At 38.3% G+C, this 20,974-nt stretch carries 20 protein-coding genes; 11 read left to right on the top strand and 9 right to left on the bottom strand.

Annotation, left to right across the window (positions count from 1 at the left end; translation table 11 throughout):
* Together B0G92_RS14620 and B0G92_RS14615 are read right to left on the bottom strand one after the other, a co-directional pair.
* Positions 1-213 (bottom strand): hypothetical protein, encoded by a 213-nt coding sequence (locus B0G92_RS14620; RefSeq protein ID WP_101472787.1) that lies wholly within the window; start codon positions 211-213, stop codon positions 1-3.
* Positions 197-463 (bottom strand): hypothetical protein, encoded by a 267-nt coding sequence (locus B0G92_RS14615; RefSeq protein ID WP_121366424.1) that lies wholly within the window; start codon positions 461-463, stop codon positions 197-199. The genes B0G92_RS14620 and B0G92_RS14615 overlap by 17 nt, the downstream gene beginning before the upstream one ends.
* A gap of 546 nt (positions 464-1,009) precedes the next feature.
* On the opposite strand from B0G92_RS14615, the gene B0G92_RS14610 reads away from it, so the two are divergent.
* The 6 genes from B0G92_RS14610 to B0G92_RS14585 are packed head-to-tail and all read left to right on the top strand — an operon-like array spanning position 1,010 to position 7,984.
* Positions 1,010-2,014 (top strand): glycosyltransferase family 2 protein, encoded by a 1,005-nt coding sequence (locus B0G92_RS14610; protein WP_101472785.1) that lies wholly within the window; start codon positions 1,010-1,012, stop codon positions 2,012-2,014.
* The gene (locus B0G92_RS14605; RefSeq protein WP_101472784.1) at positions 2,011-3,129 is read left to right on the top strand and encodes a glycosyltransferase family 4 protein; all 1,119 of its coding nucleotides are present in this window, start codon (positions 2,011-2,013) and stop codon (positions 3,127-3,129) included. The genes B0G92_RS14610 and B0G92_RS14605 overlap by 4 nt, the downstream gene beginning before the upstream one ends.
* Positions 3,126-4,217, top strand: coding sequence for a glycosyltransferase (locus B0G92_RS14600; RefSeq protein ID WP_101472783.1), 1,092 nt, complete (start codon positions 3,126-3,128; stop codon positions 4,215-4,217). The genes B0G92_RS14605 and B0G92_RS14600 overlap by 4 nt, the downstream gene beginning before the upstream one ends.
* Positions 4,201-5,550 (top strand): O-antigen ligase family protein, encoded by a 1,350-nt coding sequence (locus tag B0G92_RS14595; protein WP_056068638.1) that lies wholly within the window; start codon positions 4,201-4,203, stop codon positions 5,548-5,550. Before B0G92_RS14600 ends, B0G92_RS14595 begins: the two co-directional genes overlap by 17 nt.
* A complete protein-coding gene (locus B0G92_RS14590; RefSeq protein ID WP_101472782.1) occupies positions 5,522-6,532 on the top strand; it encodes a glycosyltransferase family 4 protein in 1,011 nt (336 codons plus the stop codon). The genes B0G92_RS14595 and B0G92_RS14590 overlap by 29 nt, the downstream gene beginning before the upstream one ends.
* 57 nt (positions 6,533-6,589) lie before the next feature.
* On the top strand, positions 6,590-7,984 hold the full coding sequence (locus B0G92_RS14585) for a sugar transferase (protein WP_101472781.1): 1,395 nt from the start codon (positions 6,590-6,592) through the stop codon (positions 7,982-7,984).
* On the opposite strand, the gene B0G92_RS14580 is transcribed toward B0G92_RS14585, so the two are convergent.
* Positions 7,985-9,118 carry a lipoprotein N-acyltransferase Lnb domain-containing protein gene (locus tag B0G92_RS14580; RefSeq protein WP_101472780.1) on the bottom strand — a complete coding sequence of 378 codons (1,134 nt, stop codon included), beginning with the start codon at positions 9,116-9,118 and terminating at the stop codon, positions 7,985-7,987.
* Positions 9,119-9,185: 67 nt separating this feature from the next.
* Positions 9,186-10,256 (bottom strand): putative type IX sorting system protein PorV2, encoded by a 1,071-nt coding sequence (locus B0G92_RS14575; RefSeq protein ID WP_445709682.1) that lies wholly within the window; start codon positions 10,254-10,256, stop codon positions 9,186-9,188.
* 201 nt (positions 10,257-10,457) lie between these two features.
* Between B0G92_RS14575 and B0G92_RS14570 the strand changes: the two genes are divergently transcribed.
* Positions 10,458-11,171, top strand: coding sequence for a CDP-alcohol phosphatidyltransferase family protein (locus B0G92_RS14570; RefSeq protein WP_101472779.1), 714 nt, complete (start codon positions 10,458-10,460; stop codon positions 11,169-11,171).
* Positions 11,172-11,465: 294 nt separating this feature from the next.
* On the top strand, positions 11,466-12,317 hold the full coding sequence (locus B0G92_RS14565) for a glycoside hydrolase family 25 protein (RefSeq protein WP_101472778.1): 852 nt from the start codon (positions 11,466-11,468) through the stop codon (positions 12,315-12,317).
* A gap of 82 nt (positions 12,318-12,399) precedes the next feature.
* Here the strand turns inward: B0G92_RS14565 and lptB are convergent, their stop codons facing one another.
* The 4 genes from lptB to B0G92_RS14545 form a co-directional block, all read right to left on the bottom strand.
* On the bottom strand, positions 12,400-13,140 hold the full coding sequence (gene lptB / locus B0G92_RS14560) for an LPS export ABC transporter ATP-binding protein (RefSeq protein ID WP_101472777.1): 741 nt from the start codon (positions 13,138-13,140) through the stop codon (positions 12,400-12,402).
* A gap of 77 nt (positions 13,141-13,217) precedes the next feature.
* Positions 13,218-13,565 (bottom strand): carboxymuconolactone decarboxylase family protein, encoded by a 348-nt coding sequence (locus B0G92_RS14555; protein ID WP_056068627.1) that lies wholly within the window; start codon positions 13,563-13,565, stop codon positions 13,218-13,220.
* Positions 13,549-14,376 (bottom strand): twin-arginine translocase subunit TatC, encoded by an 828-nt coding sequence (gene tatC / locus B0G92_RS14550; RefSeq protein WP_101472776.1) that lies wholly within the window; start codon positions 14,374-14,376, stop codon positions 13,549-13,551. The genes B0G92_RS14555 and tatC overlap by 17 nt, the downstream gene beginning before the upstream one ends.
* A 3-nt stretch (positions 14,377-14,379) precedes the next feature.
* A complete protein-coding gene (locus tag B0G92_RS14545; protein ID WP_180326457.1) occupies positions 14,380-15,345 on the bottom strand; it encodes a KpsF/GutQ family sugar-phosphate isomerase in 966 nt (321 codons plus the stop codon).
* An 86-nt stretch (positions 15,346-15,431) separates the two neighbouring features.
* On the opposite strand from B0G92_RS14545, the gene recQ reads away from it, so the two are divergent.
* Entirely contained in the window at positions 15,432-17,627 is a 2,196-nt protein-coding gene (recQ, locus tag B0G92_RS14540; RefSeq protein ID WP_101472775.1) for a DNA helicase RecQ, read from the top strand.
* Between the two features lie 198 nt (positions 17,628-17,825).
* Here the strand turns inward: recQ and B0G92_RS14535 are convergent, their stop codons facing one another.
* Positions 17,826-18,065: a hypothetical protein gene (locus B0G92_RS14535; RefSeq protein WP_056068618.1), complete on the bottom strand. Its 240-nt coding sequence runs from the start codon at positions 18,063-18,065 to the stop codon at positions 17,826-17,828.
* A gap of 229 nt (positions 18,066-18,294) precedes the next feature.
* On the opposite strand from B0G92_RS14535, the gene B0G92_RS14530 reads away from it, so the two are divergent.
* Together B0G92_RS14530 and B0G92_RS14525 are read left to right on the top strand one after the other, a co-directional pair.
* Positions 18,295-19,356: a DUF2891 domain-containing protein gene (locus B0G92_RS14530; RefSeq protein WP_101472774.1), complete on the top strand. Its 1,062-nt coding sequence runs from the start codon at positions 18,295-18,297 to the stop codon at positions 19,354-19,356.
* A gap of 31 nt (positions 19,357-19,387) precedes the next feature.
* Positions 19,388-20,920, top strand: a complete 1,533-nt coding sequence (locus B0G92_RS14525) for a T9SS type A sorting domain-containing protein (RefSeq protein ID WP_101472773.1) — start codon at positions 19,388-19,390, stop codon at positions 20,918-20,920.
* Positions 20,921-20,974: the final 54 nt, after the last annotated feature.

Raw genomic sequence — 20,974 nt, 5'->3', positions numbered from 1 at the left:
TTAATTGACAGTGTTAGAAAGTTCGATAAAATCATTGTGTTCTGGAAACAAATATTTTTTTTGTTTCACATCGTCAGTTTCAACTTTAAAACCAGATTTGAATGTAATTGGCAACGGCAATTCTCTTGATAGCGACCAGGCGGTAAGCCATTTTTTTTTAGGATATCTGAGGAGATTTTTTTCATAGGTGGTTTTATCATTTTCTCTGTCCATCAACAATTTCATCATAATCGTATATATCATCCGTATTATATATTTTTCCCATATAATGCGTTGTTCCGTGTTTTCTTCTGATTCTTTCTGCATAAACTATTCCCAGAATAATTCCAATAATAGAGATTAAGACAGAAATCCAAAGTAATTCTTCATTAGAAAAATAAATGGCTAAGGCGATAAAAAGAAAAATGATAAAGGGTGAAAGAAAAATTTTTACCCAATAGATTATTTCAAATAGTTTATTCATGAGTTTGATTGTTAAATATCTGATTTTAATGTTTATCGTGATTGTGCTCAAAATGGTATTTCATTAGGAATAATTATAAAAATACCAAGCAGTACCACTATACATTATTAGATTAAAAAGTAAATAAAAAAAATTAAGCTTTGAACCAAATAACCTATTCAAAATCATCAGCATAATAAAGAAATGTAAAAAGAGAGTTGCAAGGTAAAAAATCCATATTTCTTTTTGATAATTGGAGCTACTTGCATATCCGAGCATAAAACAGATAACAAACCAGGTAGTTAGCATAATAAGAAATGTTACTATGCTTATTGAGATAAATTTTATTTTTTCCATTTTTCCATACCGTATTACAGTACATACTAATGTTTGTTACAAACCTAGGCGTTTTCCAAAATCTTTCGCTACAGAAATCTGTAAAAATGGTTAAAATTTTTAAATCAACTGAATTTAGGATTGTTTTTAAGATGACTACATCAGTTTATTATTTGAATGGAAACAAATGACTCCTAAATTTCTATATTTGTTCTGTCTCAACCACATCTTATGAAATTCTCGCTGATTATCTGTACTTATAAAAGAGCCACTCCTTTGCGGACTCTTTTGGAATCCGTGCAGCTACAAACGGTGTACCCTGATGAGATTTTGGTTGTGGACGGCAGTCCGGACGATTTTACAAAAGCAGTTTTAGAAGAAAAACATTTCAAAGGACTTTCTTATTTTAAAGTTAACGAACAAGCCCGCGGACTTACACGACAACGAAATTTCGGAATTAACAGGCTAATGCAGGAAACGGAAATTGTTTGTTTTTTAGACGATGATACCGTTTTGGAGCCTACTTATTTCGCAGAAATTCTATCGGTTTATAAACTACATCCTCAAGCTTTAGGCGTGGGTGGCTACATCACTAACGAAACAACATGGCAGCAAACTCCGGCTGGATATAAAGCGAAGACTAATGAATTTGTGTATGACGGCTGGAAACGCAAAGACGGCTCCCGTTTTGTAGCCCGAAAGAAATTAGGACTTGACAGCAATGTGGCGCCTGGTTTTGCTCCGGAATATTCTCATGGCAGAAGCATAGGCTTTTTGCCACCATCAGGAAAAATTTATGAAGTACAGCAACTAATGGGCGGTGTTTCCTCATTCAGAAAAGAGGTTTTTGACAGGCTTCGGTTTTCTACTTATTTTGAAGGTTATGGTTTATACGAAGATGCCGATTTTACATTACGACTTTCCAACCTAGGTAAATTATATATCAACACGAACGCCAAATTAGCGCATTATCACGATGCGTCAGGACGGCCAAATAAATATGCTTACGGAAAAATGGTAGTGCGTAACGGCTGGTATGTATGGAGGTCTAAATACCCGAAACCATCTGGTAAAGCCAAATTAAAATGGCATAGCATTACACTGTTGCTAACCCTAATCCGTTATGGCAACGTATTTACTTCCTCGCAAAAAAAGCAAGCCTTTACAGAAGCAGTAGGAAGAACGGTAGGCTGGTGGAGCCTGCTTTTTAGCAAACCTAAACAGAAACTGTCATGAAGTTTGCCATCATCACCCACGTACCGCACATAAAAGAAAATAGCAAGCTTTATGCCTATGCGCCCTATGTGCGGGAAATGAATCTGTGGATAGAGAATGTAGATGAAGTACTTTTGGTGGCCCCAACAGCAGATTTACAGCCAAATGCTATTCACTTGTCCTATGAAAAAGAAGTCCGGTTTATGGAAATTCCGGGTTTTAATGCCATTGGGTTGAAGGCGAAAATTTCAGCTTTGTTTAAAATGCCCAAACTGATAGCCGTTATTTATAGAGCGATGCGTGAAGCCGACCATATCCATCTTCGATGTCCGGGCAATGTAGGCTTGTTGGGTTGTTTTGTACAGATTCTTTTTCCAAAGAAACCCAAGACTGCAAAATACGCCGGCAATTGGGATTCTGAATCACAACAGCCGTTTAGCTATAAATTCCAACGATGGATTTTAAGCAATACATTTCTGACCAGAAACATGCAGGTATTGGTGTATGGAAACTGGCCCAATCAGACAAAAAATATCCGACCTTTTTTTACGGCTACTTATAGTGAACAGGATAAAAAAGACGTATCATCACGGACTTTAGATGGAAAAATAAAATTACTTTTTGTCGGAACATTGGCACAGGGAAAAAGGCCCCTTTATGCCATACAACTGGCAGAAAATTTAATCAATAAAGGATTTGATATACAACTGGAACTTTTTGGAGATGGTCCGGAAAGAGATAAATTACAGGAATACATCATTAAAAATAATCTTCAAAACCCGGTTTTGCTGAAAGGCAACCAAACCAAAGAAAGTTTACAACAGGCCTATGAAGAAAGTCATTTTTTAATGTTACCTTCCAAAAGTGAAGGCTGGCCAAAAGTAGTGGCAGAAGCTATGTTCTGGGGTTGCGTTCCGGTTTCTGGCCGGGTTTCCTGCGTTCCGGATATGCTCGATTATGGCACAAGAGGAGTATTATTGGAAATGAATTTGGAACAGGATAGTGAAAATATAGCTGCTTTACTAAAAGCGCCGGAAGAATATAAAAACAAAGCCGAAAAAGCGATGCTTTGGTCCAGAAGATATACGTTGGATTATTTTGAAAGTGAAATTAAAAGTTTTTTAAAAAATAAATGAGAGTCCTGCAACTAATCGATTCGTTAGAAGCCGGTGGGGCCGAACGTATGGCGGTTAACTATGCCAATGGTCTCGCCAACAGGATAGCATTTTCGGCACTTGCCGTTACACGCAAGCAAGGCATTTTGAAAGAACAGTTAGATAAAGCTGTTTTGTATACTTTTTTGGAAAGGAAACGGACTATTGATTTCAAGGCTGTTTCCAGATTAAAACGCTTTGTGAAAGATAATAGTATAGACATCATACATGCTCATGGCACTTCCTATTTTATAGCAGCAATGCTCAAGATAGCCTATCCGAAAATAAAAATTGTATGGCACGACCACCACGGCGGAAGAAGTACTCAAAAAGGATATAAGAATGCTGTTTTGAAAATGGCTTCCCGCTTTTTTGATACTGTAATGGTCGTGAATCAGGAATTAAAAGCCTGGGCCGAACGTAATCTGGCAGTGGCTAAAGTAACATATCTTCCAAATTTTGCTGTGCGTGACAAGGTTGAGGAAAAGCAAACCACATTAAAAGGAACTGACGGTAAGAGAATCGTCTGCCTGTCAAATCTTAGATATCCAAAAAACCATGCTTTGCTTTTGGAAGCTTTTCGGGATTCCGGACTCCATAAAAAAGAATGGTCCCTGCATCTTATTGGTAAAGATTCTCAGGATGACTATTCTTCATTTTTGAAACGTTTTATAAGCGACAATCGTCTCGACGATAGTATTTTTATTTACGGCAGCTGTTCGGATATCAGCAATGTATTGGAACAGGGAACTATAGGCGTCCTGGCCTCTGTCTTTGAAGGTTTTCCTGTGACATTACTGGAATATGGAATGGCAGGTTTGGCAGTAGTTTCTACTAATGTTGGTTATTGTGGCGAAATCATACAAAACGAAAAAACAGGACTTTCTTTTACTCCATCAGATGTGGAAATGCTGACTGCACAACTGAAACGAATGACAGACGACGAACAGTTGAGAAAATCCGTGTCAGAAGCCTTAAAAACAACAATAAGAGAAAGCTATTCTGAAGAAATTGTGATGAATGCCTTAATATTGCAATATCAAAACATTTTAAATGCAAAACAAAAGTAGACAGATTACCTATATCGGGCTTGTCTTATTGCATATTGCGATTGGCTTTGCAATATACTTGTTTCCGTTACTATCCAAGGTATACGGTTTGCTTACGTTGCTGATTGGTGTTGGCATTGTGATGAAGACTTCAAATAAGCACAATGAAGTATTATATATTTCGGCTTATATAGCCGGAAGCGAGGTTTTACTGCGAATGACAGGAGGAAATTTCCTGAATGAATTTTCCAAATATGGCGTAATGCTGTTTATGCTTATGGGAATTTTTTACAGTAGTTTTTCCAAAAATTCTATTCCGTATTGGATATACCTTTTGCTTTTGGTTCCCGGTGTGGTAATTTCTACCGTAACCCTGGATATCAGTACCGATGTAAGAAAGGCGATAACTTTTAATATTGTAGGCCCGGTTTGTCTGGGTCTCTGTTCGATTTATGCCTACAGGCGCAAAATTTCGTTTGCCGAACTTTCGAATGTTTTGCTGGCTGCGGTTTTGCCCATCTTGTCTACGGCCTGTTACCTGTTTATTTATTCTCCGGATGTTAAGGATGTAGTGACCGGTACATCCTCCAACTTTGAAACTTCCGGAGGTTTTGGACCTAATCAGGTTTCTACTATTCTCGGACTTGGGTTTTTTATCTTTTTTTCGAGGATGCTCCTCAATTCTTCCAACAAGAGATACCTGCTAATCAATTTGTTTTTTGCACTTGTGCTCACTTTTAGGGCAATAGTTACTTTCTCCAGAGGAGGAGTAATTACGGGGCTGGTCATGATTGTTGTGCTTTTTGGAGCATTGTATACGATGGCCAATTTGCAGACCAAAATGAAATTGAATGTAGTGGTTATTCTGACTGTTCTGGCAGGAATCGGGGTTTGGGGCTATAGTTCCTTACAGACGAGCGGATTGATTGAGAAACGCTATGCCAATCAGGATGCAGCCGGACGTGAAAAGGAAGACCGATTGGGAGGAAGGGAACAAATTGCATCAACCGAACTGCAGATGTTTCTTGAAAATCCGATATTGGGAATAGGGGTTGGGAAAAACAAGGAATACCGGGAAGAAATTACAGGTATTCGTGCAGCATCACATAACGAACTGACCCGTATGCTGGCAGAACATGGCACTTTGGGTATTTTTTCAATACTGATTTTATTTTTTACACCACTGGTTTTGTATGTAGACAACAGGCATCATTTCTACCTGCTGTCGTTTTTTGTGTTTTGGTTCCTGACCATTAACCATGCTGCCATGCGACTCGTGGCTCCTGCTTTTATTTATTCGCTAACCTTACTCAAAGTATATTCTATTGAAAAACCTGCTGTACATAGGGAATAAATTATCACAACATGGTTTTTCGGTGACTTCAATCGAAACTTTGGGACCGCTTTTGGAAGGTGAGGGCTATACGCTTTTTTATGCTTCTTCCAAAAAGAATAAGGCATTACGGCTGCTCGATATGGTATGGAGCACACTACGGTTAAGGAATAAAATTGATTATCTGCTCATCGATACCTACAGTACCTCCAATTTTTGGTATGCTTTGTTGGTCAGTCAGTTGGCTCGATTATTAAAGATAAAGTATATTCCGATGTTGCGGGGTGGTGACTTGCCGGGCAGGCTATCCAAAAATCCGGCATTATGTGCTATGATTTTTAATCATGCCTATAAAAATATTGCTCCTTCGGGCTATCTTTTGGAACATTTCCAGAAAAAAGGCATTCAAAACATGACCTATATTCCCAATACGCTCGATATGAGCAATTATAATTTTCTGAAACGGGAAATAATACAGCCCAAACTTTTATGGGTAAGGTCATTTGCAGCCATTTATAATCCGTTTATGGCTGTTGAGGTATTCCGTGAAATTAAAAAACAATTTCCTGAAGCATCGCTCTGCATGGTTGGGCCTGAAAAAGATGGAATGCTGGCAAAAACCAAAGAATTGGCATTGAAATATAACCTGGACGTGAATTTCACAGGGAAACTTTCCAAAACCGATTGGATTCGTTTATCTGAGAATTACAATATTTTTATCAATACTACCCATTTTGACAATACACCGGTGAGTGTAATGGAAGCCATGGCTTTAGGTTTGCCTGTGGTGAGTACAAACGTTGGAGGAATTCCTTTTCTGTTGGATGACAAAAAAACAGCTCTTTTAGTAGATGACGGAAATACGGAAGCCATGATTAAAGCCGTAAAAAAGATAACTGAAAATAAGAACCTTGCAGAAGATTTGGCGCAAAACTCCAGAGCAAAAGCCGAAAGTTTTGACTGGCAGCAGGTGAAGTCACTATGGAATAAAATTTTGTGTTAGCGATAGATTTGATATTACTAAAATAATGTTAAATTGCAATGCCCAAATCTACCATAGATGTTCTCATTTAAGAAAATACATTTTGAAATCTCGGAGCGCAAATTGCTTTTGCGGTTATTTGATGTATTGACGGTTATTTTGGCATTATACATAGTAGGACTGCTTTTCAAATTTGATTATTTCAGTATTTCCAAAGCTAATTTTTACTGGACGATTGTTTTAGGAATTTATCTGAATATTCTGGGAACCGTCTTTGAAATGTATAATCTGCAGACAGCCAGTAATCAGTATCAGATTATCAAAAGTATACTGCTCACTTCTTCCACGACAGTATTATTCTTTCTTCTGACACCTATTTTTACGCCAGTACTTCCATCCAACAGATTACAAATCATTTATTTTTTCCTGGCAATTACATTGGCCTTATTTGCATGGCGTATTTTTTATCAGGCATTTCTGGCTTCTCATCGTTTTTTGAAGCGGGTCGTTATGGTGTGCGACAAAAACCAGTTGGAAGAATTGGTAGCCTCGTTAGAAAAAGTAGACCCGCATTATAAAATACTGGGTTTCATCAATACAGATTCCAAAGGTGATACTGTGTCGAACCACGTTGGCGTGGCCAATATCGAAATTGCCGACCTGAATGGTTTTATAAGAAAAAATGGCGTGTCGGAAATCGTTATTGCCTCGCAAAAAACAGACGGTATAACGGTTGATTTATATAACCGTCTTTTGGCTCTTTTGGAGCAGGGATTTGTTATTCGTGAATATACGCAGGTTTATGAAAATATTACACAGCGTATTCCGGTTCAGTATGTAGACAGGGATTTTTACAGGTATTTTCCGTTTAGCCGAAGCAATCATAACAAACTTTACCTATTGCTGGCCCGACTTATTGAAATCCTGATTTCATTAGTTGGAATAGCTATTGGATTGTATCTGTTGCCGTTTATTTACGTCGCTAATTTTATCGGAAACAAAGGTCCGCTGTTTTATGTTCAGGAAAGAGTAGGGAAGAACGGAAAGATATTCCGTATTTATAAATTCAGGACAATGGTAAAAAATGCAGAGACGGATAAGGCTGTTTTTGCTACACAAAATGATAACAGGATTACCTTTTTCGGCAAATTTTTAAGGAAGTCAAGAATAGATGAATTTCCGCAGTTTATCAATGTGCTCAAAGGCGACATGGCAGTTATCGGGCCAAGACCGGAACGTCCGTTTTTTGTAGAGCAGATAGCCAACCAAATGCCGTTTTATCAAACCCGTCACGTCATCAAACCCGGACTAACAGGTTGGGCGCAGGTTAATTATTCCTATGGCGATTCCATCAAGGACAGCCTCATTAAACTGCAATATGACCTGTATTATATCAAACACAGAAGTATTTTTCTGGACATCAACATTACCATCAAAACTATCAGCACGATTCTGTTCTATCGTGGGCAATAGCTAAGCTTTAGCAATTTTTGTCTTTTTGTTTTTTCTGGCAAGTTTCGCAAGAATTACCGTAGAAGTAATCAATATAGGCATAAATAACAGCAGTTGTGCCTTATTGAAAATAACAATCAGATAAACAGCAATACAGGCTAGATTGAACAGGGCAAGATTGGATATCCACTTGCGGTTTTTCTTTTTGAAAAAGTAAACCAAAAACAGCAACGACGGATTAAACAAAAGTACATTATAATTCCAACGGACTTCTTCGTGTAGCGAATAAAAACCTACTGATGAAAGGAATAAACCTAATAATCCTAAAATAGTAAAGTAAGTAAGATAAACGGTATTGTTTTTTAATACGATTACCAAAAGTACCAAAGCTGAAAAAACGTAGATATTATTCCAGTAGGAAACTGTCTTTACAGGCTTGGCTTCAAAAATGGTCTTGGTTTCTGTAACCAAAGGTCTGCCATTATAAACAGTAGTTTTCAAAACATCCATTAATTCCAGCGGAAGAAATAATACTTCAGCTTTTTTATCGGTTTTTGGTCCAAAAATGATATTAACGCCTAGCTTCTGGAAAAAGTTACTGCTCAGATAAGGATTGAGTATTTCTCTGTAAGTTACTGTCACCGGTTTTTTTGTTGTAATGATTTTTCCGCCAAGCACATCATTTACCTTGTCAATAACCATAGTGGTACAGTTCTTATCGATAAATTTATAAGTATAAAAACGTTCGTCAGAATAAAGATTCTTATTCAGCTCATCAAGCAATTTCTGTTTCTGGATTTTGCTCAGATTGAGTTCCTGCTCATAAATAGAACGGTTTTCTTCCCTGTAGTTATATTCAAAGTCACGATATTGGTTGGTTGCCACAAAATATTGCAGGTCGCCTTTTACAAATTTGGCCAAAAAATAAGGCGTATTGAAATCAAAATAGCCAAAATTATAAACCACATCCAATCCGCGCTGTTCGTCTAAAACACGTAAGCCGGTATGTCCGTAAAGAGTGTGTGATTCGTTGGCAGTACCAATGGTCAGGATGCTTACTTTTGAAGAATCGGATAATATGGCACTTTGTGAAAAGCTTTTAGATAGCGGAAACACCAGCAATAACAAAAGAAGTAAGAGTCTGAATCTTGACATAGGATAAAATTAAAGCACAAATATCCGTAAAACTACTAAATATTTTCATGCCGGAACTATGTGAAAATTATCTCCTGAAGATACCCAGATCTACTTTTACCGAAAAGATGTTAGAATACAAAGCTACACTCTGGTCGCCAATGTCGGTCAGCGCATAATCTACCTGAATACCTTTGTATTTGAATCCAAGTCCGATGTTAGGCTGGAAACCTACTTTTTCGCTTCCGTCCAGCTGTTTTACATTTTGGAAATTTCCGACACCGGCCCTTAAAAAGACCAAATCAGTATATCCGAATTCAAAACCAACAGCCGGGTCAATGCTCACAACATCTGTAGAAATAATATCATTGGTACGGGCAAAGCTCATATTCAGGTTGGCTGCTGCCAGAATGCTGTAGTCGTAACGGATGATAAATTTTTTGGCAATTCCTAATTGTGCTTTTGGAAGCGTGATTTCAGAATCTTCCGGCAGTTCCTGGTTTTCACCTGGAATGGCATCTTTGATTTTATTATAAGCTTCTTCGTCAATGTTCCAGATATTGTAGGTGGTAGTGACGTCACGCACCATCAATCCGAATTTCCAATCATTTCTTTCGAATTGTACTCCAATGTCGAAACCAAATCCCCAGGAATTGGCAAAATCTCCAATAACACGTCTAATTACTTTGGCATTCACTCCGTACTGGAATCCCGGAATCTTTAATTTCCGGGCATAGGAAAAAGTCACGCCATAATCGGCTGTAGAAAACAGGCTGATTCGGTTGTAATCGATATTTCCTTCGCTGTCAATTAATTCGGTTGTATTTAAGATGTCATCAACCCCAAAACGGATTACAGATAATCCCCACGCACTTTCGTTGTCAATTGGCATGGCAAAACCCGCGTAATCATATTGCGCAATATTGGCAAAATAGCTGGCATGCATTAAAGCAGCCTGTTTGTCTTCAAGGTAAATAAGCCCGGCCGGATTCCAATATCCGGAATTGACGTCGTTAGTGCTGGCCGTCACGGCATTTGACATACCCAATGCGGCCGCATCGACACCAATATTCATAAATTCATTGGAATATTTCCTGACCGCTTGGCTGTAAGCAAAAGAGCATACCAGAAGAAAAGAAGCTATAAGGGGTTTTTTCAAAGCAAATTGTTTTTACAAGCCGAAATCTGTATTGTTAATTATCGTCCAAAAATATAAATTTTTATCGAGCTTCCTTCTTTGCCTTATAACAATAAATAATACTGAGGAATATCAAGTTAAAAATCTGTTATAAGAAACGCGCTGCACTATAAACTTATTGTGCTAAATTTGCGGTCACGCCAATTAAAAAAATAGCACGATATGGGAATCAAGGCTCAAGTTCCGAATACTATTACATTGCTTAACCTCTTTTCAGGATGCATTGCACTAATCTTTGCTTTCCATCAGGATTTTAAGCTGGCCTTTCTGTTTGTGTGTCTTGGTATTTTTCTTGACTTTTTTGATGGCTTTTTTGCAAGGCTTTTTAAAGTTTCCAGTCCGCTTGGATTGCAACTCGATTCTTTGGCTGATATGGTGACCAGTGGCGTAGTTCCGGGTGTTGCCATGTACTATTTGATGAATCAGGCTTTGGGATTTCCTTCTTCAGGATGGCAGCTGTTTTTTCCTTATCTGGGTTTTATCATTACGTTAGGTTCCTGCTATCGTCTGGCTAATTTTAATATTGATACCCGTCAGACGGATTCTTTTATAGGTTTGCCAACTCCGGCAAATGCTCTATTTATCTTAAGCCTTCCGCTTATTTTGCTTGATAACCAATACGGGTTTATTTCGCAGGCTTTGAGCAATCCGTGGATATTGCTTGTAATTTCCCTTTTCAGCGCTTTTATGCTCAATGCCGAAATTCCTCTTTTTTCATTAAAAGTAAAAAGTGCAAGTTTTGCCAAAAACAAACTTCAGATAATCTTTCTGGTAGTATCTGCACTGCTTTTAGTGTTTTTTAAAGCTTTGGGAATTCCGTTATTGATTCTTTTTTATATAGCATTGTCGGTTTTGACGAATAAGAAGAGTATTTAAGATTGCAGATTTAAGATTTAAGATTTTTGCCGCTGATTGCGCAGATTTCACAGATTTATTAAGCGTTACAGAATCACTTTAATCTTTTCAATCTGTGGCATTAAAAAGCTATAATGTTGAATCTTTTTTGCCACTGATTTTGCAGATTTTCACAGATTTGTTTAGGGTTTAATTGAATCATTTTAATCATTTAATCTGTGGCATTTGAAAAAAGTAACAATTCTCTTAATTCGGCGTTTTTATAATTTTAAGTTCCGGATATAACTTTTCCTCCAAAACATTTATTTTTACTGAATGAAGAAACAGGCTCCAAGACGAAAACCTGCAGTGCGAAAATCCAAAAAGAAGAATAATTTCTTCTCCGGAAACGTATTGAAATTTTCATTGTGGGCATTTTTTATCCTTTTGATTGCGGGGACTGCCTATCATTATCGTGAAGGACTGGCCTATTATTTCAGTTTTAAAACTGACAAGAGACTCGCAGAAGAAAAGCGTATTGCCGATGTCAGGATTTATCAGGTTTTAAGCAAACATGAGAATAAAGTATACGGTTTTGATGTGTCCGAATACCAGGGCGATGTAGATTGGGAAAAAGCAAATGCCATTGAAGAAAAATTTCCATTGGGTTTTGTTTTCATTCGTGCCACAGCAGGAAAAAATAGGGTAGATGCTACCTTTAAAGACAATTGGAAGGAAGCGAAAAAACATAAGCTGATTCGGGGTGCTTATCATTATTACCGTCCGAATGAAAATTCTATTGAACAGGCCGATAATTTCATTAAAACTGTAAAACTCCATAAAGGCGATTTGCCGCCGGTTCTGGATATTGAAAAACTACCCAAAGAACAATCAATTGACAGCCTTAAGATTGGTCTGAAACGATGGCTGAAAAAAGTAGAAAAACACTATAACGTAAAACCGATCATCTATTCGGGAGAAAGCTATTATAATGATTTCCTGAAAGAAGAATTTAAAGGCTATACGTTTTGGATTGCCAACTATAATTTTTTTGAAGAAACCATCAAAGACGAATGGCTGTTCTGGCAATTCACAGAAAAAGCCACCGTACCCGGCATCAAAGGAACCGTTGATGTCAATATCTATAACGGCACACCAAAACAACTTCAGTACTTCACCATCAACTAAAAACAAAAAAACCGAAAAGCCTAACTTCCCGGTTTCATGTCTATTATCTATCTTCTATCATCTATTTTCTGCAATCTAAAATCTAAAACTCCAATTTCTTCTTACGCAACTCAAAGTTTTGTCCTAAATAAACCCTTCTCACCATTTCGTCCTGAACCAGTTCTTCCGGAACACCAGCCTTTAAGATACCGCCTTCAAACATCAGATAGGTCTTATCCGTAATAGCAAGTGTTTCCTGTACGTTATGGTCGGTAATAAGAATTCCGATATTTTTGTTTTTTAATTGTGCCACAATTCTTTGAATGTCTTCTACTGCCACCGGGTCAACTCCGGCAAACGGTTCATCCAATAAAATAAATTTAGGATCGGTTGCCAAAGCGCGTGCAATTTCCGTACGGCGTCTTTCACCTCCGGAAAGCAGGTCGCCTCGGTTGGTGCGGATATGCCCTAAGCTGAATTCGGCAATAAGGCTTTCCATTTTGGCTTCCTGTTCCTGTTTGGAAAGATTGGTTAATTGAAGCACGCTCATAATATTGTCTTCAATGCTTAGTTTTCTAAAAACCGAAGCTTCCTGAGCCAGATAGCCAATTCCGTTCTGTGCTCTTTTATACATCGGATAGTCCGTAATTTCAGTCTCGTCAAGATAGATTTTACCGCTGTTCGGCTTTACCAAACCTACAATCATGTAGAAAGAAGTCGTTTTTCCGGCACCATTAGGCCCTAGAAGACCTACAATTTCTCCTTGATTTACTTCAACAGAAATACCTTTTACGACACTTCTTCCTTTGTATGTTTTGACCAGATTGTCAGCTCTTAGAATCATATTCCGATTTTTTAATCTTTATAAAATTGCCGAACAAATAAACGACTATTCAGAAAAATGCGGTTACTAATTAACAATTATTTATTTTCTTCCAGGGCTTCCCAGAATTCGTAAGCTCTTCTCAAATGCGGGATTACGATAGTACCGCCTACTAACGTAGCAATACTCATCGCTTCCATCATTTCCGCTTTTGTGATACCTTCCTTGTAGCAGGTTTCCAAATGATATTTTACGCAATCGTCGCAACGCAAAACGGCAGAAGCTACCAATCCAAGCAGTTCTTTGGTTTTTACATTTAATGCGCCTTCCATATAGGCGTTAGTATCAAGGTTGAAAATCCTTTTGATGACTTTGTTGTCGTCATTCAGCAGTTTTTCATTCATTACCTGACGGTAATCGTTGAATTCTTTAACTAGATTGCTCATTTTTCAGCTTATTTTTTAGTACCCAGCCCGAAATAAAAATACTGAGTTCGTATAATATTAATAATGGAATTGTCACAATAATCTGGCTCACCACATCAGGAGGTGTCACAATAGCCGCAATAATAAGGATAATAACAATGGCATATTTTCTGTATTTCCTTAAAAATGTAGGTGTTATTAATCCTAATTTGGAAAGGAAAAACATAACAATTGGCAATTCAAAAACCAAACCACACGACAGCGTAGTGCTTCGTATTAGTGAGATATAGGAATCCAAATCAATATCGTTGTGGATTTGCGTACTTACTTGGTATCCTGCGAGGAAGTTGATGGAAAGCGGCGTAATGATAAAATAGCCAAACAAAACCCCAAGGAAAAACAGGAAAGAAGCCACGGCCAGGAACAGCTTGGCATTTTTCTTTTCCTTATCGTATAATGCCGGGCTGATAAATTTCCAGCATTCCCACAAAATAAAAGGAAAGGCAAGAATAAAACCGGCGGTTATAGAGGTCCAGATGTGCGCATTGAACTGTCCGGACATGACACGGCTCTGTACGTCAAAATTAATTTTATAATCACAAAAACCTTCTCCCGTACTTCCGAAGAATTTACTCACTTCGCAAAACCAACGGTAAGTGATGAAATTAGGGTCTTTTGGCCCGAATATAATTTTGTCAAAAATAAAATCACTGAAGAAGAATGCAACAGTGGAAGCGATGACTATAGCTAATGTGCTTCTGATTAACAACCATCGGAGTTCTTCCAGATGGTCCAGAAACGACATTTCGTTTACGTTTTTATTTTTAGCCATAATTTATACGATTCCTTCTTTTAAAATATCATGGAGGTGGATTACACCTAAATAATTGCCTTCATCCACAACAACCAGCTGTGTTATGGAGAAATCTTCCAGGATGTTTAACGCATCAACAACCATATCGCTGGATTTAATCATCTTCGGATTTTTGGTCATAATGTCTTTTGCCGTCAGGTCGTTAAAAGTATCACGGTCGTTAAGCATTCTTCGGATATCTCCATCCGTAATGATGCCTATTACCTTGTCGTTTTCTACCACGGCTGTAACACCCAGTCTTTTTTCAGAAATTTCCACAATAACTTTTTTGATGCTTGAATCCGGAGCTACAACAGGTCTGTGAGTCGTGTCGAGCATATCTTTTACGCGAAGCAACAGTTTTTTTCCTAACGCACCACCCGGATGGTATTTGGCAAAATCCTCGCTCTTAAAATCGCGAAGTTCCATCAAAGCCACAGCCAGGGCATCGCCAATAACGAGTTGAGCCGTTGTGCTGTTGGTAGGGGCAAGGTTAATTGGGTCACATTCTGACTCAACATACGCATTTAAGACATAATCGGATTCTTTTCCAAGAAAAGAAGTTAAATTTCCGGTAATCGCAATTAAAATGTTTCCAAAACGTTTTAGTAGCGGAACCAGCACTTTGATTTCCGGACTGTTACCGCTTTTTGAAATGCAGATAACGACATCGTCTTGCTGTACCATTCCCAAATCGCCATGAATGGCTTCGGAAGCATGCAGGAACATGGATGGTGTTCCGGTTGAATTGAGCGTCGCCACAATTTTTTGGGCAATGATTGCGCTTTTTCCTATTCCGGTAACAATCAGGCGACCTTTTGACTTGAAAATGATTTCTACGGCTTCGGCAAAATCGTTGGTGAGAAGTTCTGAAAGATTTGCAATTGCTTTACTTTCAGCTAATATTGTTTTTTTGGCAGACGCCAATATTGCTTCTTTTTCTATCAAAACAGATTTTTTATAAAATTTGTGGTTATAAAAGAAAGTTGTATCTTTATGTTGTGCAAATTTATGTAAAATACCATTAAAAAAGAATGAATTCAAACGAAATTGACATCCACAAAGAATTAAAAAAATATTTTGGCTTTAGCCAATTTAAGGGATTGCAAGAACAAGTTGTCAAGAGTATCATAAACAGAAATAATACATTCGTTATTATGCCTACCGGTGGTGGAAAATCCCTCTGCTACCAACTTCCGGCCCTAATCAAGGAAGGTACAGCAATTGTAGTTTCTCCGCTGATTGCCCTTATGAAAAATCAGGTGGATGCCATCCGAAGCCTTTCTTCAGAAAATGGAATCGCCCACGTTTTAAATTCATCACTTACAAAAACCGAAATAGCCCAGGTAAAAAAAGATATCGTTTCCGGAATCACAAAACTATTATACGTAGCACCGGAATCACTTACCAAAGAAGAATACATACAGTTTCTCAAAAGTGTGCCGCTTTCTTTTGTGGCGATTGACGAAGCACACTGTATTTCGGAATGGGGACACGATTTCCGCCCGGAATACCGAAACCTCCGTACCATCATCAAACAACTGGGAGATATTCCCGTAATCGGACTCACGGCTACGGCCACGCCAAAAGTACAGGAAGACATTCTGAAGAACCTGGATATGGTCAATGCCAAGACTTTCAAGGCATCGTTCAACCGTCCGAATTTGTTTTATGAAGTACGCACAAAAACTAAAAATATTGAATCGGATATTATCCGGTTCATCAAACAGCATAAAGGAAAATCAGGAATCATCTATTGCCTTAGCCGTAAAAAGGTAGAGGAAATAGCGCAGGTTTTGCAGGTAAACGGAATCAGTGCGGTTCCGTATCATGCAGGACTTGATGCCAAGACACGTGCCAAACATCAGGATATGTTCCTGATGGAAGATGTTGACGTAGTAGTAGCAACAATTGCTTTCGGAATGGGAATCGACAAGCCGGATGTTCGCTTTGTCATTCACCACGACATTCCAAAATCATTGGAAAGCTATTATCAGGAAACCGGTAGGGCAGGGCGTGACGGCGGCGAAGGTCATTGCCTGGCTTATTATTCGTATAAAGACGTAGAAAAGTTGGAAAAATTTATGGCCGGAAAACCGGTGGCCGAACAGGAAATAGGTTTTGCACTTTTGCAGGAAGTGGTTGCCTATGCTGAAACTTCCATGTCGAGAAGGAAATTCTTATTGCATTACTTTGGAGAAGAATTCGACAGCGAAACAGGCGAAGGTGCCGATATGGACGACAACGTAAGGAATCCGAAGAAAAAAGTCGAGGCAAAAGACCAGGTGGTTAAATTGCTGAAGATTGTTCGCGATACCAAACATCTATACAAATCAAAAGAAATTATTTTCACCCTGATTGGCAAAATCAACGCTACCATCAAAGCGCATAAAACCGATGCGCAGAGTTTCTTTGGTAGCGGTGCCGATTTTGATGAGCGTTACTGGATGGCTTTAATCCGTCAGGTTTTGGTAGACGGTTATCTGTCAAAAGATATTGAAACTTACGGCATATTAAAACTTACAGAAAAAGGAGCGGATTTTATCAAAAACCCGGCTTCCTTTATGATGTCTGAAGACCATGATTATAACGAATCAGAGGACGAGGCTATCGTTACAGCAGCCAAATCTTCGGGTACGGCCGATGAGGTTTTGATGGGCATGCTGCGCGATTTGCGTAAAAAAGTAGCCAAAAAACTGGGTGTACCGCCATTTGTGGTATTCCAGGATCCGTCATTGGAAGATATGGCCTTGAAATATCCGGTTTCTATTGAAGAATTAGGTAGCGTTCACGGTGTTGGAGAAGGAAAAGCCAAGAAATACGGTAAAGATTTTGTTGAGCTGATTGGACGTTATGTGGAAGATAATGACATTATCCGTCCGGATGATTTGGTTGTAAAATCGACAGGAGCGAATTCGGCTTTGAAATTATACATCATCCAAAACGTAGACAGAAAACTTTCCCTAAACGATATCGCAAAAGCCAAAGGATTGGATATGGACGTTTTGCTAAAAGAAATGGAGCAGATTGTCTATTCCGGCACCAAACTGAATATCAAATACTGGATTGACGATATTTTAGACGAAGACCAACAGGAAGAAATCCATGAATATTTTATGGAATCCGATTCCGACAATATAAAAGACGCCCTTAAGGAATTTGATGGCGATTATGACATCGAAGAACTTCGTTTGATGCGCATTAAGTTTATTAGTGAAGTGGCGAATTAGGGATTTAGGATTTGAGATTTAAGACTTTAGATTTAAGATTTCAGAGGGCAGCATTGTTTTCTGAAATTTTTTTTGGACTCACTTCCAAAACTATCCCCTATCAACTATTCTCTCTCAACTATCGACTATCCACTAAAAACTATCAACTATTTTCATTATCCACTTCTAAATCAAAAATCTTAAATCACAAATCAAAAATTATTCTTCCCAGATTTCCCCTCTATGCGGTTTCAAAGCATCTCTAACCGCAATCATATTCTCTTCTTCCACAACCATAAAAGCAATGGCGTGCATTTCGTGTAAGGTTTCGAATCCGGTGATGTTAAGCGGGAGCTTTTCAGCTTCGATAAATTCTTTAAGGTGGATTTCATGATGTTCAGCAGTTTTGGTGCCGGCAGGTCCCCTGAAATCCCAAATCAGCTTTATTCTTCTTGACATTCTTTTATTATTTTTTGGATTACAAATCTACAAACTTATACTGGCTTGTTCTTTTTTTTGTATGCAATAAGTGGTAAAAGTTCAAATCACTAACATCAAATTTTGCGTCTTAGCGCCTTTGCGAGCCACTATTTCACTCAAAGGCGCAAAGGCGCAAAAATTATTGAAATTTGTTTTTGGTATACGTTTCAGATAGTCAATAAAGTTTATATTTGGGAAAAGATGTATCATGAAAATATCCCACTATCTCTTTCTTTTTTGTTTTCAATTCAGTTTTTCACAGGAACTGACTTTAGAAAAAGCAAACCATCTCGCTACCTTACCCATCAAATGTCTGCAACAGGAATATCCTAACAAATTAGGACAATTATTACAGGATGCTACAGAACTACAATCGCCTAAAAAATTGCATCCGGCATTTTACGGCTGTTTTGACTGGCATTCCTCCGTTCACGGACACTGGAGTTTGGTTTATCTGCTAAAGCGATTTCCGGATTTAGACAAACGTGATGAAATCATACAGAAATTAAAGGTAAACCTCTCTAAAGAAAACATACAACAGGAAGTAGCCTATCTTTCCAAAGAACATGAAAAGTCTTTTGAACGTACTTACGGCTGGGCATGGTTGCTGAAACTGCAATTGGAACTGGAAACTTCAAACGAACCGTATGCAAAAGAACTGGCAGATAATTTGAAGCCGCTGTCGGATATTATCATCACACGATATATCGAATTTTTGCCAAAGCTATTATATCCGGTACGGGCTGGAACACATGCCAATACAGCTTTCGGATTGAACTTTGCCTGGGATTATGCGGTACATTCCAATAATCAGGCTTTGCAAAAAAGTATTTGGGTAAATGCGATGCGCTTATTTCAAAACGATAAAGACTGCCCTTTTGCATGGGAACCCAGCGGAACCGATTTTCTTTCGCCTTGTCTGGAAGAAATGGGTATCATGCAGCGTATTCTGCCCCGTGAAGAATTCCTCAAATGGATGAAAAGCTTTGCGCCATCGCTTTTTAATAAAAGGTTTACGTGGGATGTGGCAAAAGTTTCAGATCGCACAGACGGACATCTGGTACACTTAGACGGATTAAACTTTAGCCGTGCCTGGAACTTATATTCCTTAATCAAACAATATCCGAAAGAGTTTTGGTATTTAAAGGATGCAGCCGACAAACATCTGGATTTTTCCCTGCCTTCTGTAGTCGATGGAAACTATGAAGGCGAGCATTGGCTGGCTTCTTTTGCGTTGCGGGCTTATGAAGAAAAAAATAATGACAAGTAATATTTTTTATATATTTGAATAAAACAAACGTATGATAAACAACTACTTAACTAAGAAATTATTTGGTGTATTGCTTCCCTTGCTTTTCCTTTCAACCAAAGGAAATGCACAATACACGGTGTCAGCAATTCCACACCAGGCCTATACTTTGGTGTCGCCAACGCCATTATTTAATGTGGATGACCGTAATTCGCCGGTCATAACATTGCCGTTTAACTTTACTTTTTATGGCAACACCTATAATCAATTAGTTGTATCTTCAAACGGATACATCGATTTTAGGACAAATCTGGCCAATCAAAACGGACCGTGGCAGATTACAACTCCAATCCCAAATGCAGGATTTGGAATTAAAAACGCAATTCTGGCCTGTTATCACGATTTGAATAATAGCGGTGGAACGGGAACCATTTCCTACTCAATCGTAGGTGCAGCCCCTTACAGAAAATTCATTCTGATGTTTATTAACCAGCCTCAATATGGTCCTTGCTCAGCTCAGAAAAGTACATTTCAGGCAGTACTTTATGAAACATTAAACACTATCGATGTACAGATCATAAGCAAGCCAAGTTGTACTGCATGGAATAACGGAATGGCTGTGACAGGGATAGTCAATGAAACAGGAACTATGGCATTGACACCTCCCGGAAGAAACTCAGGTTCATGGTCAGCAACTCAGGAAGGCTGGAGATTTAGCCTTCCGTCAGAAGTAAATACGTATAAATACACAAAATGTGACGCTAACTCAGACGGTCTTGAAACGTTCAATCTTCAGGTAGTTAAAGATGATTTAGCGGCTCCTAATATGGAGTTTTATGAAACTTTAGCAGATTTGTATAATCAAGTTAGTCCGATAATGTTAACTTACAGCAATCTCTATCCTGATCAAACTATTTACGCTGAAAATAATGGACAGATTACAAAAATAATTCTTAGAGCCATTAATTGTAATGTGGATTATGATTTGGATACAGTAGCAACAGCTTCTGAAGACCTGAATGGTGACGGAAATCTTGAAAATGATGATACGGATGGTGACGGTATTCCAAACTTCCTTGACAATGATGATGATGGTGATATGGTGCTGACTTCTTTTGAATATGTATTTACTTCGGGAAGAAATTCAGATGCTGCCAATTCTGCTTTAGATACAGATAATGACGGTATTCCAAACTATTTAGATAATGATGATGACGGTGATGGTGTCCTGACAATCAATGAGGATTATAACAGAAACAATAACCCGGCCGACGATGATACTAACAATAACGGTCTGCCTGACTTCTTAGAGAGGGCAGTGGCTTTGGGTGTTAACGAACATGCTCTTAACAACTTGATTTCATTATATCCAAACCCGGCTTCAAATCTTTTAAACATTGATAACAGAACCAACGAAGTGATTTCAAACATTGCGATATACTCCATTAACGGAATGTTGGTAAAACAGGTTCCAAATGCTGCAAGTACGACTTCTATTCCAGTTTCTGAACTGCAAACAGGAATGTATTTCGTGAAAATGGAAGTAGGTAATCAGGTGATGAACTACAAGTTTATCAAGAAATAAAATTATATTTTAGTTTTTATAAAAAGGTTTGGCGAAAGCTGAACCTTTTTTATT

Origin of the sequence: Flavobacterium lindanitolerans, assembly GCF_002846575.1 — a bacterium.
Classification (GTDB): Bacteria; Bacteroidota; Bacteroidia; order Flavobacteriales; family Flavobacteriaceae; genus Flavobacterium; species Flavobacterium lindanitolerans.
The sequence above is the reverse complement of the archived record's forward strand: the minus strand, read 5'-3'. Positions and strand labels throughout refer to the sequence as shown.

What these genes read in the sequence shown, in the direction of transcription:
- B0G92_RS14530 (WP_101472774.1), top strand. Translation starts at nt 18,295, where the DNA reads ATGAAAATATCCCACTATCTCTTTCTTTTTTGTTTTCAATTCAGTTTT.
- lptB (WP_101472777.1), bottom strand. Translation starts at nt 13,140, where the DNA reads ATGATTCTAAGAGCTGACAATCTGGTCAAAACATACAAAGGAAGAAGT.
- B0G92_RS14620 (WP_101472787.1), bottom strand. Translation starts at nt 213, where the DNA reads ATGGACAGAGAAAATGATAAAACCACCTATGAAAAAAATCTCCTCAGA.
- B0G92_RS14605 (WP_101472784.1), top strand. Translation starts at nt 2,011, where the DNA reads ATGAAGTTTGCCATCATCACCCACGTACCGCACATAAAAGAAAATAGC.
- B0G92_RS14600 (WP_101472783.1), top strand. Translation starts at nt 3,126, where the DNA reads ATGAGAGTCCTGCAACTAATCGATTCGTTAGAAGCCGGTGGGGCCGAA.
- B0G92_RS14525 (WP_101472773.1), top strand. Translation starts at nt 19,388, where the DNA reads ATGATAAACAACTACTTAACTAAGAAATTATTTGGTGTATTGCTTCCC.
- B0G92_RS14555 (WP_056068627.1), bottom strand. Translation starts at nt 13,565, where the DNA reads ATGAGCAATCTAGTTAAAGAATTCAACGATTACCGTCAGGTAATGAAT.
- B0G92_RS14615 (WP_121366424.1), bottom strand. Translation starts at nt 463, where the DNA reads ATGAATAAACTATTTGAAATAATCTATTGGGTAAAAATTTTTCTTTCA.
- recQ (WP_101472775.1), top strand. Translation starts at nt 15,432, where the DNA reads ATGAATTCAAACGAAATTGACATCCACAAAGAATTAAAAAAATATTTT.
- B0G92_RS14585 (WP_101472781.1), top strand. Translation starts at nt 6,590, where the DNA reads ATGTTCTCATTTAAGAAAATACATTTTGAAATCTCGGAGCGCAAATTG.
- B0G92_RS14535 (WP_056068618.1), bottom strand. Translation starts at nt 18,065, where the DNA reads ATGTCAAGAAGAATAAAGCTGATTTGGGATTTCAGGGGACCTGCCGGC.
- B0G92_RS14565 (WP_101472778.1), top strand. Translation starts at nt 11,466, where the DNA reads ATGAAGAAACAGGCTCCAAGACGAAAACCTGCAGTGCGAAAATCCAAA.
- tatC (WP_101472776.1), bottom strand. Translation starts at nt 14,376, where the DNA reads ATGGCTAAAAATAAAAACGTAAACGAAATGTCGTTTCTGGACCATCTG.
- B0G92_RS14595 (WP_056068638.1), top strand. Translation starts at nt 4,201, where the DNA reads ATGCAAAACAAAAGTAGACAGATTACCTATATCGGGCTTGTCTTATTG.
- B0G92_RS14580 (WP_101472780.1), bottom strand. Translation starts at nt 9,118, where the DNA reads ATGTCAAGATTCAGACTCTTACTTCTTTTGTTATTGCTGGTGTTTCCG.
- B0G92_RS14610 (WP_101472785.1), top strand. Translation starts at nt 1,010, where the DNA reads ATGAAATTCTCGCTGATTATCTGTACTTATAAAAGAGCCACTCCTTTG.
- B0G92_RS14570 (WP_101472779.1), top strand. Translation starts at nt 10,458, where the DNA reads ATGGGAATCAAGGCTCAAGTTCCGAATACTATTACATTGCTTAACCTC.